This window comes from Microbacterium gorillae (genome assembly GCF_000826185.2).
Classification (GTDB): domain Bacteria; phylum Actinomycetota; class Actinomycetes; order Actinomycetales; family Microbacteriaceae; genus Microbacterium; species Microbacterium gorillae.
Genome location: NZ_LN648870.1, coordinates 120,602 through 134,740 on the forward strand (window position 1 = coordinate 120,602; position 14,139 = coordinate 134,740).

General features: G+C 65.8%; 25 protein-coding genes. All 25 read left to right on the forward strand.

What is annotated here, in order from left to right:
* Positions 1–406 precede the first annotated feature (406 nt).
* Positions 407–715, forward strand: a complete 309-nt coding sequence (gene rpsJ / locus BN1193_RS00640; protein WP_040162964.1) for a 30S ribosomal protein S10 — start codon at positions 407–409, stop codon at positions 713–715.
* A 14-nt stretch (positions 716–729) separates the two neighbouring features.
* Positions 730–1,389: a 50S ribosomal protein L3 gene (rplC, locus tag BN1193_RS00645; RefSeq protein ID WP_040162966.1), complete on the forward strand. Its 660-nt coding sequence runs from the start codon at positions 730–732 to the stop codon at positions 1,387–1,389.
* A gap of 5 nt (positions 1,390–1,394) precedes the next feature.
* A complete protein-coding gene (gene rplD / locus BN1193_RS00650; protein WP_040162969.1) occupies positions 1,395–2,051 on the forward strand; it encodes a 50S ribosomal protein L4 in 657 nt (218 codons plus the stop codon).
* The gene (rplW, locus tag BN1193_RS00655) at positions 2,048–2,347 is read left to right on the forward strand and encodes a 50S ribosomal protein L23 (RefSeq protein ID WP_040162972.1); all 300 of its coding nucleotides are present in this window, start codon (positions 2,048–2,050) and stop codon (positions 2,345–2,347) included. Before rplD ends, rplW begins: the two co-directional genes overlap by 4 nt.
* A gap of 21 nt (positions 2,348–2,368) precedes the next feature.
* The gene (rplB, locus tag BN1193_RS00660; RefSeq protein WP_040162975.1) at positions 2,369–3,208 is read left to right on the forward strand and encodes a 50S ribosomal protein L2; all 840 of its coding nucleotides are present in this window, start codon (positions 2,369–2,371) and stop codon (positions 3,206–3,208) included.
* A gap of 11 nt (positions 3,209–3,219) precedes the next feature.
* Positions 3,220–3,501 carry a 30S ribosomal protein S19 gene (gene rpsS / locus BN1193_RS00665; protein ID WP_040162977.1) on the forward strand — a complete coding sequence of 94 codons (282 nt, stop codon included), beginning with the start codon at positions 3,220–3,222 and terminating at the stop codon, positions 3,499–3,501.
* A gap of 22 nt (positions 3,502–3,523) precedes the next feature.
* Positions 3,524–3,922: a 50S ribosomal protein L22 gene (gene rplV, locus BN1193_RS00670; RefSeq protein ID WP_040162980.1), complete on the forward strand. Its 399-nt coding sequence runs from the start codon at positions 3,524–3,526 to the stop codon at positions 3,920–3,922.
* Entirely contained in the window at positions 3,922–4,689 is a 768-nt protein-coding gene (rpsC, locus tag BN1193_RS00675; RefSeq protein WP_040162983.1) for a 30S ribosomal protein S3, read from the forward strand. Before rplV ends, rpsC begins: the two co-directional genes overlap by 1 nt.
* The gene (rplP, locus tag BN1193_RS00680; RefSeq protein ID WP_040162986.1) at positions 4,689–5,108 is read left to right on the forward strand and encodes a 50S ribosomal protein L16; all 420 of its coding nucleotides are present in this window, start codon (positions 4,689–4,691) and stop codon (positions 5,106–5,108) included. Before rpsC ends, rplP begins: the two co-directional genes overlap by 1 nt.
* Positions 5,108–5,419: a 50S ribosomal protein L29 gene (rpmC, locus tag BN1193_RS00685; RefSeq protein ID WP_040162990.1), complete on the forward strand. Its 312-nt coding sequence runs from the start codon at positions 5,108–5,110 to the stop codon at positions 5,417–5,419. Before rplP ends, rpmC begins: the two co-directional genes overlap by 1 nt.
* A complete protein-coding gene (rpsQ, locus tag BN1193_RS00690) occupies positions 5,419–5,706 on the forward strand; it encodes a 30S ribosomal protein S17 (RefSeq protein WP_040162993.1) in 288 nt (95 codons plus the stop codon). Before rpmC ends, rpsQ begins: the two co-directional genes overlap by 1 nt.
* A 35-nt stretch (positions 5,707–5,741) precedes the next feature.
* Positions 5,742–6,110 (forward strand): 50S ribosomal protein L14, encoded by a 369-nt coding sequence (gene rplN / locus BN1193_RS00695; RefSeq protein ID WP_040162996.1) that lies wholly within the window; start codon positions 5,742–5,744, stop codon positions 6,108–6,110.
* Between the two features lie 2 nt (positions 6,111–6,112).
* Positions 6,113–6,472, forward strand: coding sequence for a 50S ribosomal protein L24 (rplX, locus tag BN1193_RS00700; RefSeq protein ID WP_040162999.1), 360 nt, complete (start codon positions 6,113–6,115; stop codon positions 6,470–6,472).
* Positions 6,472–7,062, forward strand: coding sequence for a 50S ribosomal protein L5 (rplE, locus tag BN1193_RS00705; protein WP_052460298.1), 591 nt, complete (start codon positions 6,472–6,474; stop codon positions 7,060–7,062). The genes rplX and rplE overlap by 1 nt, the downstream gene beginning before the upstream one ends.
* 160 nt (positions 7,063–7,222) lie before the next feature.
* Entirely contained in the window at positions 7,223–7,621 is a 399-nt protein-coding gene (gene rpsH, locus BN1193_RS00710; RefSeq protein WP_040163002.1) for a 30S ribosomal protein S8, read from the forward strand.
* Positions 7,622–7,627: 6 nt separating this feature from the next.
* The gene (rplF, locus tag BN1193_RS00715) at positions 7,628–8,164 is read left to right on the forward strand and encodes a 50S ribosomal protein L6 (RefSeq protein ID WP_040163005.1); all 537 of its coding nucleotides are present in this window, start codon (positions 7,628–7,630) and stop codon (positions 8,162–8,164) included.
* 2 nt (positions 8,165–8,166) lie between these two features.
* A complete protein-coding gene (rplR, locus tag BN1193_RS00720; RefSeq protein ID WP_040163008.1) occupies positions 8,167–8,526 on the forward strand; it encodes a 50S ribosomal protein L18 in 360 nt (119 codons plus the stop codon).
* Entirely contained in the window at positions 8,523–9,215 is a 693-nt protein-coding gene (gene rpsE / locus BN1193_RS00725) for a 30S ribosomal protein S5 (RefSeq protein ID WP_040163011.1), read from the forward strand. The genes rplR and rpsE overlap by 4 nt, the downstream gene beginning before the upstream one ends.
* Positions 9,215–9,400 carry a 50S ribosomal protein L30 gene (gene rpmD / locus BN1193_RS00730; protein WP_040163013.1) on the forward strand — a complete coding sequence of 62 codons (186 nt, stop codon included), beginning with the start codon at positions 9,215–9,217 and terminating at the stop codon, positions 9,398–9,400. Before rpsE ends, rpmD begins: the two co-directional genes overlap by 1 nt.
* The gene (rplO, locus tag BN1193_RS00735) at positions 9,400–9,951 is read left to right on the forward strand and encodes a 50S ribosomal protein L15 (protein ID WP_094770190.1); all 552 of its coding nucleotides are present in this window, start codon (positions 9,400–9,402) and stop codon (positions 9,949–9,951) included. Before rpmD ends, rplO begins: the two co-directional genes overlap by 1 nt.
* A gap of 89 nt (positions 9,952–10,040) precedes the next feature.
* A complete protein-coding gene (gene secY / locus BN1193_RS00740) occupies positions 10,041–11,369 on the forward strand; it encodes a preprotein translocase subunit SecY (protein ID WP_040163015.1) in 1,329 nt (442 codons plus the stop codon).
* Positions 11,366–11,968 (forward strand): adenylate kinase, encoded by a 603-nt coding sequence (locus tag BN1193_RS00745; protein ID WP_040163018.1) that lies wholly within the window; start codon positions 11,366–11,368, stop codon positions 11,966–11,968. Before secY ends, BN1193_RS00745 begins: the two co-directional genes overlap by 4 nt.
* Positions 11,968–12,813 (forward strand): type I methionyl aminopeptidase, encoded by an 846-nt coding sequence (gene map / locus BN1193_RS00750; protein WP_040163021.1) that lies wholly within the window; start codon positions 11,968–11,970, stop codon positions 12,811–12,813. The genes BN1193_RS00745 and map overlap by 1 nt, the downstream gene beginning before the upstream one ends.
* An 11-nt stretch (positions 12,814–12,824) precedes the next feature.
* On the forward strand, positions 12,825–13,511 hold the full coding sequence (locus BN1193_RS00755; RefSeq protein WP_040163023.1) for a DsbA family protein: 687 nt from the start codon (positions 12,825–12,827) through the stop codon (positions 13,509–13,511).
* Positions 13,512–13,518: 7 nt separating this feature from the next.
* On the forward strand, positions 13,519–14,121 hold the full coding sequence (locus BN1193_RS00760; RefSeq protein ID WP_040163026.1) for a vitamin K epoxide reductase family protein: 603 nt from the start codon (positions 13,519–13,521) through the stop codon (positions 14,119–14,121).
* The last annotated feature ends 18 nt before the right edge of the window (positions 14,122–14,139 follow it).

The window sequence follows — 14,139 nt, forward strand, 5'->3', positions numbered from 1 at the left end:
GCTGAGGGAGAGACGGTCCGCGAGAGCCGGAACGACGCGGAACCTGAGGATCCCATCCGCGCGACACGCCCGGGTTTGCGGTGGGCGAATCAGCATGGCAGAATTGTCAGGTTCCACATTTCCGCGTGTTCGCGCGCCTACGGGTGCGCCACGGGGAATCACTGCCAGGGCAGTGCACAGGCGGCGCGAGAGCGCAAGGTCCTGGGCCGCAGGCGGGAGAACCGCATCCGAATCCTCCACGCACGGCACGCCCGCGCGCGGACGACTCGGTCCGGATCCGTCCGGAATGACATCAGAACAGTGGTGCGCAACACGTGACCATCAGTCGCGTGGAAGTGCCAGAGGCGCGAACAGCGCCCCGTGCGTCCAATGCCCGTGAGGTAAGACGCGGAAAGTGAGAAGAAAGATGGCGGGACAGAAGATCCGCATCCGACTGAAGTCGTATGACCACGAGGTCATCGACTCGTCGGCGCGCAAGATCGTCGACACCGTGACCCGGGCGGGCGCAACCGTCGTGGGCCCGGTGCCACTTCCGACTGAGAAGAACGTGGTGGCGGTCATCCGCTCGCCGCACAAGTACAAGGACAGCCGCGAGCACTTCGAGATGCGCACCCACAAGCGCCTCATCGACATCATCGACCCGACGCCCAAGGCCGTCGACTCGCTGATGCGCCTCGACCTGCCCGCCGATGTCAACATCGAGATCAAGCTGTAAGGGCCGGGATCGACATGACTGATATCAACACGAAGGTTTCCAAGGGCCTGCTCGGCACCAAGCTGGGCATGACCCAGGTCTGGAACGAGTCCGGCAAGCTGATCCCCGTCACGGTGATCGAGCTCGCCCCGAACGTGGTCACCCAGGTCCGTTCGGCGGAGCGCGACGGCTACAACGCCGTTCAGATCGCCGCCGGTCAGATCGACCCGCGCAAGGTGAACCAGCCCGCAACCGGTCACTTCGAGGCTGCCGGCGTCACGCCGCGTCGCCACGTGACCGAGATCCGCACCGCGGACGCCGCTGACTACACCCTCGGCCAGGAGCTGACGGTGGACGGCACGTTCGAGGCCGGCCAGCTGGTCGACGTCGTCGGCACCAGCAAGGGCAAGGGCACCGCCGGTGTCATGAAGCGCCACAACTTCAAGGGTGTGTCCGCTTCGCACGGTTCGCACCGCAACCACCGCAAGCCCGGTTCCATCGGTGCTTCCGCGACCCCGTCGCGTGTCTTCAAGGGCATGCGCATGGCCGGTCGGATGGGTGGCGAGCGTGTGACCGTTCTCAACCTCACGGTGCACGCCGTCGACGCCGAGAAGGGTCTGCTGCTCGTCAAGGGCGCCGTCCCCGGTGCCCGCGGCCGCGTCGTGTACGTCCGCAACGCAGTGAAGGGTGCCTGATCCTCATGGCTGACTCCACGCTCAAGCTCGACGTTCAGGGTGCTGCAGGCAAGAAGGCCGGCTCGGTCGACCTGCCCGCAGAGCTCTTCGACGTCAAGACCAACGTCCCGCTGATCCACCAGGTGGTCGTCGCGCAGCAGGCTGCCGCGCGTCAGGGCACCCACTCGACCAAGCGTCGTGGTGAGGTCTCCGGTGCCGGCCGCAAGCCCTTCAAGCAGAAGGGCACGGGTAACGCCCGTCAGGGCTCGATCCGCGCGCCGCACATGACCGGTGGTGGCATCGTCCACGGACCGAAGCCGCGCGACTACTCGCAGCGCACCCCCAAGAAGATGATCGCCGCCGCCCTGCTGGGTGCGCTGAGCGACCGTGTTCGTGGCGAGCGTCTGCACGTCGTCGACTCCTTCGGCATCGAGGGTGCTCCCTCGACCAAGAAGGCCGCCGCGGTTCTCGCCTCGTTCCCGGGTAAGAACACGCTCGTCGTGCTCACCCGTGACGACGAGGTCAGCGCCCTGTCGGTTCGCAACCTGTCGAACCTGCACGCGCTGTACTTCGACCAGCTCAACGCTTACGACGTGCTCGTCTCCGACGACATCGTCTTCACCAAGGCCGCCTTCGACGCGTTCGTCGCAGCGAAGACCGGCGCTGAGGAGGTCTCGGCATGACCGCGATCAACAAGGACCCGCGCGACGTCATCTTCAAGCCGGTCGTCTCTGAGAAGAGCTACGGCCTGATCGACGAGGGCAAGTACACCTTCGAGGTGGACCCCCGTGCGTCCAAGACCGAGATCAAGCTCGCCATCGAGAAGATCTTCGATGTCAAGGTCGCGTCGGTCAACACGCTCAACCGCGTCGGCAAGTCCCGTCGCACCCGCTTCGGCACGGGCAAGCGCAAGGACATCAAGCGCGCCATCGTGACCCTGAAGTCCGGCACCATCGACATCTTCACGGCTGTCGGCTGAGGACCGGAGGAGTAGAGAAACATGGCTATTCGCAAGTACAAGCCCACGACCCCGGGTCGCCGCGGTTCGTCGGTGGCGGACTTCGCTGAGATCACCCGATCGACGCCGGAGAAGTCGCTGCTGCGTCCGCTGTCCAAGACCGGTGGTCGTAACAACCAGGGCCGCATCACGACCCGTCACATCGGTGGTGGCCACAAGCGCCAGTACCGCGTCATCGACTTCCGTCGCAATGACAAGGACGGCGTGGACGCCAAGGTCGCTCACATCGAGTACGACCCCAACCGCACCGCGCGCATCGCGCTCCTGCACTACGTGGACGGCACCAAGCGCTACATCCTGGCGCCGAACAAGATCAAGCAGGGCGACGTCATCGAGTCGGGTGCCTCGGCTGACATCAAGCCGGGCAACAACCTGCCGCTGAAGAACATCCCGACCGGTACGGTCATCCACGCCATCGAGCTCCGTCCCGGTGGCGGCGCGAAGATCGCACGTTCGGCCGGTGTCTCGGTTCGCCTCGTCGCCAAGGACGGCCCCTACGCCCAGCTGCGTATGCCCTCCGGTGAGATCCGCAACGTCGACGTCCGCTGCCGCGCGACGATCGGCGAGGTCGGCAACGCCGAGCAGTCGAACATCAACTGGGGTAAGGCCGGCCGCATGCGCTGGAAGGGCGTCCGCCCGACCGTGCGTGGTGTCGCCATGAACCCGGTCGACCACCCGCACGGTGGTGGCGAGGGCAAGACCTCCGGTGGCCGCAACCCTGTCTCCCCGTGGGGACAGAAGGAAGGCCGTACGCGTCACGCCAACAAGGAAAGTGACAAGTACATCGTCCGTCGCCGCAACGCCGGTAAGAAGCGCAAGTAGGAGTCAAGAAGATGCCACGCAGTCTGAAGAAGGGCCCCTTCGTCGACGAGCACCTGCTTCGCAAGGTTGTCTCGCAGAACGAGGCGGGAACGAAGAACGTCATCAAGACGTGGTCGCGCCGGTCGATGATCGTCCCCAACATGCTGGGACACACCATCGCCGTGCACGACGGCCGCAAGCACATCCCGGTGTTCGTCACCGAGTCGATGGTCGGCCACAAGCTGGGCGAGTTCGCGCCCACCCGCACCTTCCGCGGTCACGTGAAGGACGACAAGAAGGGCCGTCGCCGCTAAGGCGACAGAGGAGGAGAGAGAAATGGTGGAGGCAATCGCACGTGTGCGACACATCCGCGTGACCCCTCAGAAGGCTCGTCGTGTCGTTGCACTGATCAAGGGCAAGCAGGCCGAGGAGGCGCTGGCGATCCTGAAGTTCGCAGCGCAGTCCGCTTCTGAGCCGATCTACAAGCTCGTCGCGTCGGCCATGGCCAACGCACGAGTCACCGCTGACAAGAACGGTGAGTACCTGGACGAGCGCGACCTGTACGTGTCCAACGCGTACGTCGACGAGGGCACGACGCTCAAGCGTTTCCAGCCCCGCGCCCAGGGCCGTGCTTTCCAGATCAAGAAGCGCATGAGCCACATCACGGTCGTGCTCTCGACGCCGGAGGCCGCTGACACGGCTGCCGGTGGCAACAGCAAGAAGGCGAGCAAGTAATGGGACAGAAAGTAAACCCGTACGGCTTCCGCCTCGGCATCACGACGGACCACGTGTCGCGTTGGTTCTCGGACTCGACGAAGCCGGGTCAGCGTTACGCCGACTACGTCGCCGAGGACATCCGCATCCGCAAGCTGCTGCAGAAGCAGCTTGACCGCGCGGGAGTCAGCAACATCGAGATCGAGCGCACGCGTGACCGCGTTCGCGTCGACATCCACACCGCACGTCCGGGCATCGTCATCGGTCGTCGTGGTGCGGAGGCCGAGCGCATCCGCGCCGACCTCGAGAAGCTCACCGGCAAGCAGATCCAGCTGAACATCCTCGAGGTGCGCAACCCCGAGGCCGACGCTCAGCTGGTCGCGCAGGGCATCGCCGAGCAGCTTTCCGCACGTGTGGCTTACCGCCGCGCGATGCGCAAGGGCCTGCAGGGCGCCCAGCGTGCCGGTGCCAAGGGCATCCGCATCCAGGTCTCCGGCCGCCTCGGCGGCGCCGAGATGAGCCGGTCGGACTTCTACCGCGAGGGTCGTGTGCCGCTGCACACGCTGCGGGCGAACATCGACTACGGCTTCTACGAGGCCAAGACCACCTTCGGCCGCATCGGCGTGAAGGTCTGGATCTACAAGGGCGACCTGACCAACAAGGAACTCGCACGCGAGCAGGCCAACGCGCCGAAGGCTCGTCGTGACGACCGTGGCGACCGTCGTCGTGGACCGCGCAACAACAACGCGCAGAACGACGCACCGGTCGCGGAAGGAGCTTCGGCGTAATGCTCATCCCCCGCAAGGTCAAGTACCGCAAGCAGCACCACCCGGGCCGCACGGGCCAGGCCACCGGTGGCACCAAGGTGTCGTTCGGTGAGTTCGGCATCCAGGCGCTCACCCCGGCTTATGTGACCAACCGTCAGATCGAGGCAGCTCGTATCGCCATGACGCGTCACATCAAGCGTGGCGGAAAGGTGTGGATCAACATCTACCCCGACCGTCCGCTGACCAAGAAGCCGGCCGAAACCCGCATGGGTTCCGGTAAGGGTTCGCCCGAGTGGTGGGTCGCCAACGTCAAGCCGGGTCGCGTCCTCTTCGAGGTCGCGGGTGTCGACGAGCAGCTCGCTCGCGAGGCACTCACCCGTGCCATCCACAAGCTGCCGCTGAAGGCACGCATCATCAAGCGCGAGGAAGGCGACGCATAATGGCGATCGGCACCAAGCAGCTCGCCACGAGCGAGCTCGACACGTTCGAAGACCAGCGACTCCTCGAGGAGGTCCGCAAGGCCAAGGAGGAGCTGTTCAACCTGCGCTTCCAGTCGGCCACCGGCCAGCTCGAGAGCCACGGCCGCATCCGTGCGGTCAAGCGCGACATCGCGCGCCTGTACACCGTGATCCGTGAGCGCGAGCTCGGAATCCGCGCCACGCCGGCCGTCGTCGAAGCCCCCGCAAAGGCTAAGAAGGCGTCCAAGGCGAAGAAGGCTGAGGCCGAGGCGCCGAAGGAGGAGGCCGAGTAATGGCTGACAAGAAGGCTGAGACGGCCGAGACCGTCGTTCGCGCCTACCGCAAGGAGCGTCGTGGCTACGTCGTCTCCGACAAGATGGACAAGACCATCGTCGTCGAGGTCGAAGAGCGCGTGAAGCACCCGCTGTACGGCAAGGTCATCCGCCAGACCACCAAGGTCAAGGCGCACGACGAGACGAACAGCGCCGGCATCGGCGACCTGGTCCTGATCAACGAGACCCGTCCGCTGAGCGCCACCAAGCGCTGGCGCCTGGTCGAGATCCTCGAGAAGGCCAAGTAAGCCCTCGGGCTTGCTTGGAATCCAAGGAGTAAGAAGTGATTCAGACTGAATCCCGCCTCAAGGTCGCCGACAACACCGGCGCCAAGGAGCTGCTCACGATCCGCGTTCTCGGTGGCTCCAGCCGCCGGTACGCCGGTCTGGGCGATGTCATCGTGGCTACGGTCAAGGACGCGATCCCGGGCGGAAACGTGAAGAAGGGCGATGTGGTCAAGGCCGTCATCGTTCGCACGAAGAAGCAGACGCGCCGTCAGGACGGCTCGTACATCAAGTTCGACGAGAACGCCGCCGTCATCCTGAAGAGCGACGGGGAGCCCCGCGGCACCCGTATCTTCGGTCCGGTCGGCCGTGAGCTTCGTGACAAGAAGTTCATGAAGATCGTCTCCCTGGCACCGGAGGTCATCTGATCATGGCGAAGATCAAGAAGGGTGACCTGGTTCAGGTCATCACCGGTCGCAAGCAGGACAAGGGCGGCGACCGTGGCAAGCAGGGCAAGGTCCTCTCGGTCAACCCCGAGACGAACCGCGTCGTGGTGGAGGGTGTGAACTACACCACCCGTCACACGAAGGTCGGACAGTCCCAGCGCGGCACCAAGACGGGCGGCATCGAGACCATCGAGGCCCCCATCCACATCTCGAACGTCGCACTCGTCGACCCCTCGACCAAGAAGACCACCAAGGTGGGCTACCGCGTCGAGGAGCAGGCCAAGGACGGCGTCAAGCGCACCGTTCGCGTGCGCGTCGCGAAGAAGAGCGGTAAGGACCTCTGATGGCAACCAACGACGCCGCGGTGGCTGGCAAGATCCAGCCGCGCCTGAAGGCGAAGTACAAGAGCGAGATCGCGCCGGCACTCCAGAAGGAGTTCGGTTACGAGAACGTCATGCAGATCCCCGGTCTGGTCAAGATCGTGGTGAACACCGGTGTCGGCGAGGCTGCTCGCGACTCCAAGGTGATCGAGGGTGCGGTCGCAGACCTCACCGCGATCACCGGCCAGAAGCCGATCGTCACGAAGGCCCGCAAGTCCATCGCGCAGTTCAAGCTGCGTGAGGGCCAGGCCATCGGCGCGCACGTCACCCTCCGTGGCGACCGCGCGTGGGAGTTCATGGACCGCCTGGTCTCCCTGGCGCTGCCCCGCATCCGCGACTTCCGCGGTCTGTCGGGTGAGCAGTTCGACGGCAACGGCAACTACACGTTCGGTCTGCAGGAGCAGTCGGTCTTCCACGAGATCGACCAGGACAAGATCGATCGCGTTCGCGGTTTCGACATCACCGTCGTCACCACCGCGAAGACGGACGACGAGGGACGCGCGCTGCTGAAGCAGCTGGGCTTCCCGTTCAAGTCGACGGACGCTCAGGCGTAAGTCGGGCTGAACGCCCCACCGAGGGCATTTCCGCTCTGCCGATTCCCTGCGTTTAGACACGCAGGGAATCGGCATGAGAGGATAGACCCTTGGTATCTCCACCACAGGTCGGCTCGCGCGTAACGCGGCGTCGAAACCTGGTGAACGAAGGAAAAAACACATGACAATGACAGACCCGGTCGCAGATCTGCTGACCCGTCTGCGCAACGCGAACTCGGCGCACCACGATTCCGTGACCCTGCCGTCGAGCAAGCTCAAGACGCACATCGCCGAGATCCTCCAGAAGGAGGGCTACATCGCCGGTTGGGACGTCGCCGACGCTCGCGTGGGCAAGAACCTGACCATCTCGCTGAAGTACGGCCCCAACCGTGAGCGTTCGATCTCGGGCATCAAGCGCGTGTCGAAGCCCGGTCTGCGCGTTTACGCGAAGTCGACCGAGCTGCCCTCGGTCCTCGGCGGCCTCGGCATCGCCATCCTGTCCACCTCCTCCGGTCTGCTGACTGACCGTGAGGCCGAGACGAAGGGCGTGGGTGGGGAAGTCCTCGCCTACGTGTGGTGATCACCTATGTCACGCATCGGTCGTCTTCCCATTAGCATCCCCTCCGCTGTCACCGTTTCGGTCGACGGCAACGAGGTGGCCGTCAAGGGCCCGAAGGGTGAGCTGACGCTCGCCGTCGCCAGCCCGATCGAGGTCAAGGTCGAGGAGGGCCAGGTTCTGGTCACCCGTCCCGACGACGAGCGCGAGTCGCGTTCGCTGCACGGCCTGACCCGCACGCTGATCAATAACAACATCATCGGTGTCACCGAGGGCTACTCCAAGGGCCTCGAGGTCGTCGGTACCGGTTACCGCGTGCAGCAGAAGGGCGGCTCGATCGAGTTCGCTCTGGGCTTCTCGCACCCCGTTCTGGTGGACCCGCCCGCGGGCATCACCTTCACGGTCGAGGGCACGAACAAGGTCACCGTCGCCGGCATCGACAAGCAGGCCGTCGGTGAGGCTGCCGCGAACATTCGCAAGATCAAGAAGCCGGAGCCGTACAAGGGCAAGGGCATCCGCTACGCCGGCGAGATCGTGCGTCGCAAGGCCGGAAAGGCTGGTAAGTAATCATGGCTGTGAAGTCGAAGTCCGCAGCGCGGTCGCGTCGTCACGCTCGCCTGCGCAAGCGCATCGTCGGCACCGCCGAGCGGCCGCGCCTGGTCGTGACCCGCTCCGCGCGTCACGTCTTCGTCCAGATCGTGGACGACAGCAAGGGCCACACGCTGGCTTCCGCCTCGACGCTCGAGGCCGACCTGCGTGGTGCCAACGATGACAAGACCGCCAAGGCCCGCAAGGTCGGCGAGCTCATCGCCGAGCGCGGCAAGGCCGCCGGCGTCACCGAGGTCGTCTTCGACCGCGGTGGTAACCGCTACGCCGGTCGCGTCGCCGCGATCGCCGATGGCGCCCGCGAAGGAGGGTTGAGCCTGTGAGCGACAACAAGGAGAACGCAGTGTCCGAAACTGCTGCGGCAGAGACCACCGCGGCTGCGACCACGGAGCGCGAGCCCCGTGAAGCACGTCGTGGCGGCCGTGAGCGCAACCAGACCCGCGGTGACCGCGGTTCGCGTGACCGTTCGGAGAGCCAGTTCCTCGAGCGCGTCGTGACCATCAACCGCGTGTCGAAGGTCGTCAAGGGTGGCCGTCGCTTCAGCTTCACGGCGCTCGTCGTCGTGGGTGACGGCAACGGTCTCGTGGGTGTCGGTTACGGCAAGGCCCGCGAGGTCCCGCTGGCGATCTCGAAGGGTGTCGAGGAGGCGAAGCGCAACTTCTTCCGCGTTCCCCGCATCCTCAAGACGATCCCGCACCCGGTGCAGGGCGAGGCCGCTGCCGGTGTCGTGCTGCTGCGTCCGGCTGCTGCCGGTACCGGTGTCATCGCCGGTGGTCCGGTCCGCGCCGTGCTCGAGTGCGCCGGTATCCACGATGTGCTCTCGAAGTCCCTCGGTTCGTCGAACACGATCAACATCGTGCACGCGACCGTGGCGGCTCTGAAGCAGCTCGAGGAGCCGCGTGCGGTCGCCGCTCGCCGTGGCCTGGACTACGACCAGGTCGCGCCCGCGAAGATCCTGAAGGCAGAGGCTCAGGCCGCTGCTGACGCTGCTGCTGCGAAGGTGGGTGCCTGATGGCCGCTCGCCTGCAGATCACGCAGATCAAGTCCAAGGTGTCGGAGAAGCAGAACCAGCGCGACACGCTGCGTTCGCTGGGCCTGAAGCGCATCGGCGCTTCGGTCGTCCGTCCGGATGACGCGCAGACGCGCGGTTACATCAAGACGGTCGCACACCTCGTCAAGGTTGAGGAGATCGACTGATGGCCGAGAAGAAGGAAGCCGTCGAGACGGCTGAAGCTCCCGCCAAGAAGGCTCCGGCGCGCAAGCCGGCTGCCAAGAAGACGGCCGCCAAGGCCGAGGCTCCGGCCTCGCGCCCCGGTGTGCTGAAGGTTCACCACCTGCGTCCGGTCCCGGGTGCCCACACTGCCAAGACCCGCGTCGGTCGTGGTGAGGGCTCCAAGGGTAAGACCGCGGGCCGCGGTACCAAGGGTACGAAGGCTCGCTACCAGGTCAAGATCGGTTTCGAGGGTGGGCAGATGCCGCTGCACATGCGCACCCCGAAGCTGCGCGGGTTCAAGAACCCGTTCCGCGTCGAGTACCAGGTCGTGAACCTGGACAAGCTCGCGGAGCTCTACCCGACCGGTGGCGACGTGACCGTCGCCGACCTGGTCGCCAAGGGCGCGGTTCGCAAGAACGAGAAGGTGAAGGTCCTCGGCAACGGCGACATCACCGTGAAGCTCACCGTTCAGGTGGACAAGGTCTCCTCCTCCGCACAGGAGAAGATCGTGGCCGCCGGTGGTTCGGTAGGCTAAGGCTCACACCTGAGCCGTGAGACGGGCGGCTGGGGTCACGACCCCGGCCGCCCGTCCCCGTATGGACATTCTCGTCAGGAGGAATGCATTTGTTCAGCGCAATCGCGCGGATCTTCCGCACGCCAGATCTTCGGCGGAAGATCGGATTCACCCTGGCGATCATCGCCATCTATCGCCTCGGCGCGCACGTCCCGGCTCCGTTCGTGGACTTCCCGAACGTCCAGGAGTGCCTCGCCGGCACGTCGACTTCGCAGGGACTGCTCTCGCTCGTCAACCTCTTCTCGGGTGGCGCGCTGCTGCAGCTGTCGATCTTCGCTCTCGGTGTGATGCCGTACATCACCGCGACGATCATCACCCAGCTGCTGCGAGTGGTCATCCCGCACTTCGAGACTCTCCACAAGGAGGGGCAGTCCGGCCAGGCGAAGCTCACGCAGTACACGCGGTACCTGACGATCGCGCTCGCGCTGCTGCAGTCGACCACTCTGGTCACCGTCGCCCGCACCGGCCAGCTGTTCGGCACGAGTGGCGTCAGCGCCTGCAACAACCTGCTGACCAATGACGCCTGGTGGGCGCAGATGCTGATGATCATCACGATGACCGCCGGCACCGGCCTCATCATGTGGTTCGCCGAACTCGTCACCGAGCGCGGCATCGGCAACGGCATGTCCCTGCTGATCTTCACCTCCATCGCCGCCGGCTTCCCGGCCTCGATGATGGCGATCTGGACCGCCAAGGGTCCGGAGGTCTTCTTCATGGTGATCGCGGTCGGCATCGTGGTGGTCGCGCTCGTGGTGTTCGTCGAACAGTCGCAGCGCCGGATCCCGGTGCAGTACGCCAAGCGCATGGTCGGTCGTCGCACGTACGGCGGCACCAACACGTACATCCCGATCAAGGTCAACATGGCCGGTGTGGTCCCGGTGATCTTCGCGTCCTCGCTGCTGTACATCCCGCAGCTGATCGCGCAGTTCAACCAGACCCCGGACCCCAAGACCGGCGAAATCGCGGGCTGGGTCGTCTGGATCCAGAACTACCTCGTCAAGGGCGATCACCCGCTCTACATGCTGCTGTACTTCCTGCTGATCGTCGGATTCACCTACTTCTACGTCGCCATCACGTTCAACCCGACCGAGGTCGCGGACAACATGAAGAAGTACGGCGGCTTCATCCCCGGCATCCGTGCCGGCCGGCCGACGGCGGACTACCTCGAGTACGTCCTCACGCGCATCACCCTGCCGGGCTCGATCTACCTCGGTCTGGTCGCACTGATCCCGCTCATCGCGCTGTCGACGGTGGGGGCGAACCAGAACTTCCCGTTCGGCGGAACCTCGATCCTCATCATGGTCGGTGTGGGTCTGGAGACCGTCAAGCAGATCGACGCGCAGCTTCAGCAGCGCCACTATGAAGGGCTCCTCCGATGACGAACACCTCCGCACGCTTCCTGATCGTCGGCCCGCAGGGCTCCGGCAAGGGCACGCAGGGCGTCCGCATCGCCGAGTCGTTCGGGATCCCGGTGGTCTCCACCGGCGACATCTTCCGCGCCAACATCAAGGAGGGCACGGACCTCGGCAAGAAGGTCCAGGCCATCACCGCCGCCGGCAACCTCGTCTCCGACGAGCTGACCGGTGAACTGGTGCGCGACCGCCTCGCGCAGAACGACGCGCAGCCGGGCTTCCTGCTGGACGGCTACCCGCGCAACCGCGCGCAGGTCGCTCACCTGGACGAGTTCCTCGCCGGTCGCGGCGAAGAGCTCGACGCCGTGATCGAGCTGGACGTGCCGCGTGCGGAGTCCATCGAGCGCCTCAGCCTGCGCGCCCAGGAGCAGGGCCGTGCGGACGACACCGACGAGGCGATCGCCCATCGCCTGGACATCTACGAGCGCGAGACCGCTCCGATCCTCGCGGTGTACGGCGAGAAGGGCATCGTCGACAAGATCGACGGCGTCGGCTCGCTGGATGAGATCACCGCTCGCATCATGGACGCGCTGGCCGCTCGCGGCTTCACGCCCGCCACGGCCTGATGGTGTTCGGTCGGGGGATCTACAAGAATCCCGCACAGCTGCGGGGGATGATCGAGCCCGGCCTGATCACGGCGGCGATGCTCGACGCCGTGCAGGCGATGATCGCCCCGGGCGTGACCACGGCCGACCTGGACGCGGAAGCCGAGCGCGTGATGCGCGAGCGCGGAGCGAAGTCGAACTTCCAGATGGTGCGCGGCTACCGGCACACCGTGTGCGCGTCCGTGAACGACCAGGTCGTGCACGGCATCCCGGGTTCGCGGGTGCTGGAGCCCGGCGACATCGTGAAGATCGACGCGGGTGCGGAGCTGGCCGGATGGAACGGCGATTCGGCGCGCACCTTCGTGATTCCGGACCCGTCGCGCCCACAGCTCGTCGCCGAGCGCGAGGAGCTCTCCCGCGTGACCGAAGGGTCGATGTGGGCGGGTCTTGCGGCAATCGCGTCCGCGACGCACGTCGATGACATCTCGACGGCGATCGAGGCGTACCTGCTGCAGCATCGGCTCGCGCACGGTCGACCGGCCGGCATTCTGCGGGAGTACGTCGGACACGGCATCGGGCGCAAGATGCACGAGGCACCGAGCGTGTTCAACTACCACACCTCCGCGCGCGGGGCGGAGATCAAGCCGGGCCTGTGCCTGGCGATCGAGCCGATGACCACGACCGGCGGCGATGAGACGTACGTCGAGGACGACGACTGGACCGTCACCACCGTGGACGGATCCTGGGGCTCGCACTGGGAGCACAGCGTCGCCGTGCACGCCCGCGGCATCTGGGTCCTCACCGCCGCGGATGGCGGAGCCGCCGGACTCGCCCCCTTCGGCGTGACACCCACCCCCATTCCCTGACAGGAGTTCCGATGGCCGCCCCCCGCAAGACCAACTGGTTCGCGATCTGGACCGTCGTCATCGTCGCCGTGATCGTGATCGGCGTCGGCTGGGCCGTCCTGGCCATGAACAGCGGCGGTGGCACCGGTTCGAAAACGGCCCCAGTGGCGGGTCAGCTCGATGCGGACTCCGGTGTGGTGCCCGTCGGCACGGGCAAGAAGACGATCACGACGTACATCGACTTCATGTGCCCGATCTGCGGGCAGTTCGAGACGAACTACGGCGACGAGCTGGTCGACCTCGCGGCGGCGAACGACATCACGCTGGAATACCGACCGGTGGCGATTCTGGACGGAGCCTCCAGCGGCACGAAGTACTCCACGCGGGCCGCGAACGCGTTCTACTGCGTCGCCGACAGCACTCCCGCCGCCGTAGTGCCGTTCGTTCGCGCACTGTTCAAGAACCAGCCGCAGGAGAACTCGACGGGGCTTGACGATGACAAGCTCGTGGCGCTCGCGAAGGACGCCGGAGCCGACATCGCGTCCTGCCAGAAGAAGATGCCGTGGGCGGACAAGATCGCCACGTGGACGGAGGCGCTGCCGGCGAACTCGGACGGCTCGCGCGGCACACCGACGGTCATGGTGGACGGCTCCTACCTCGACCTCAACACCTTCTGGGGCCAGCGGAACTACTTCACCGAGAACTTCGGCGGGAACTGACGCCACCGTGGTCAGTCCTCGCCCCAGCTCGCGCGTCGTGCTGTACGCGCTCACGCTGATCATCGGGGGAGCGGCAGGCGTCATCGCCGCGTTCGCGCTGGTGCTGGACTCCCTCGCCGTGGCGGCGGACCCGAACGCGGCCCTCACCTGCTCGGTGAACGCGACGGTCAACTGCGCGACGAACATCGCGTCCTGGCAGGGACACGTCTTCTTCGGCGTGTCCAACCCGGTATGGGGACTCGGCCTGTTCGTCGCGCCGATCGTCGTCGGCATGATGCTCCTGTCCGGCGCCCGGTTCCGCGCCTGGTTCTGGGCACTGTTCGGGATCGGCATGACCTTCGCCGCGGTCTTCGTGCTGTGGCTGGCCTATCAGAGCGTCTTCGCCCTCCGGACACTGTGCCCGTGGTGCGCGCTGGTGTACGTGGCGGTGATCCCGATGTGGATCGCGACGCTGGTCGCCGCTCCCGCGTCCGGCGCGTTCGGCACCCTCGCGCGGGACCGCGGTCGCGCGCTCACGTGGGCCGTGCCGATCCTGTCCCTGGTCGTCCTGGTGCTCATCTTCGGTGTCGCACAGGTGCGCCTGGACGTGCTGGGGACTCTGCTGCGCTGACACGGTGAGCCGTTCACA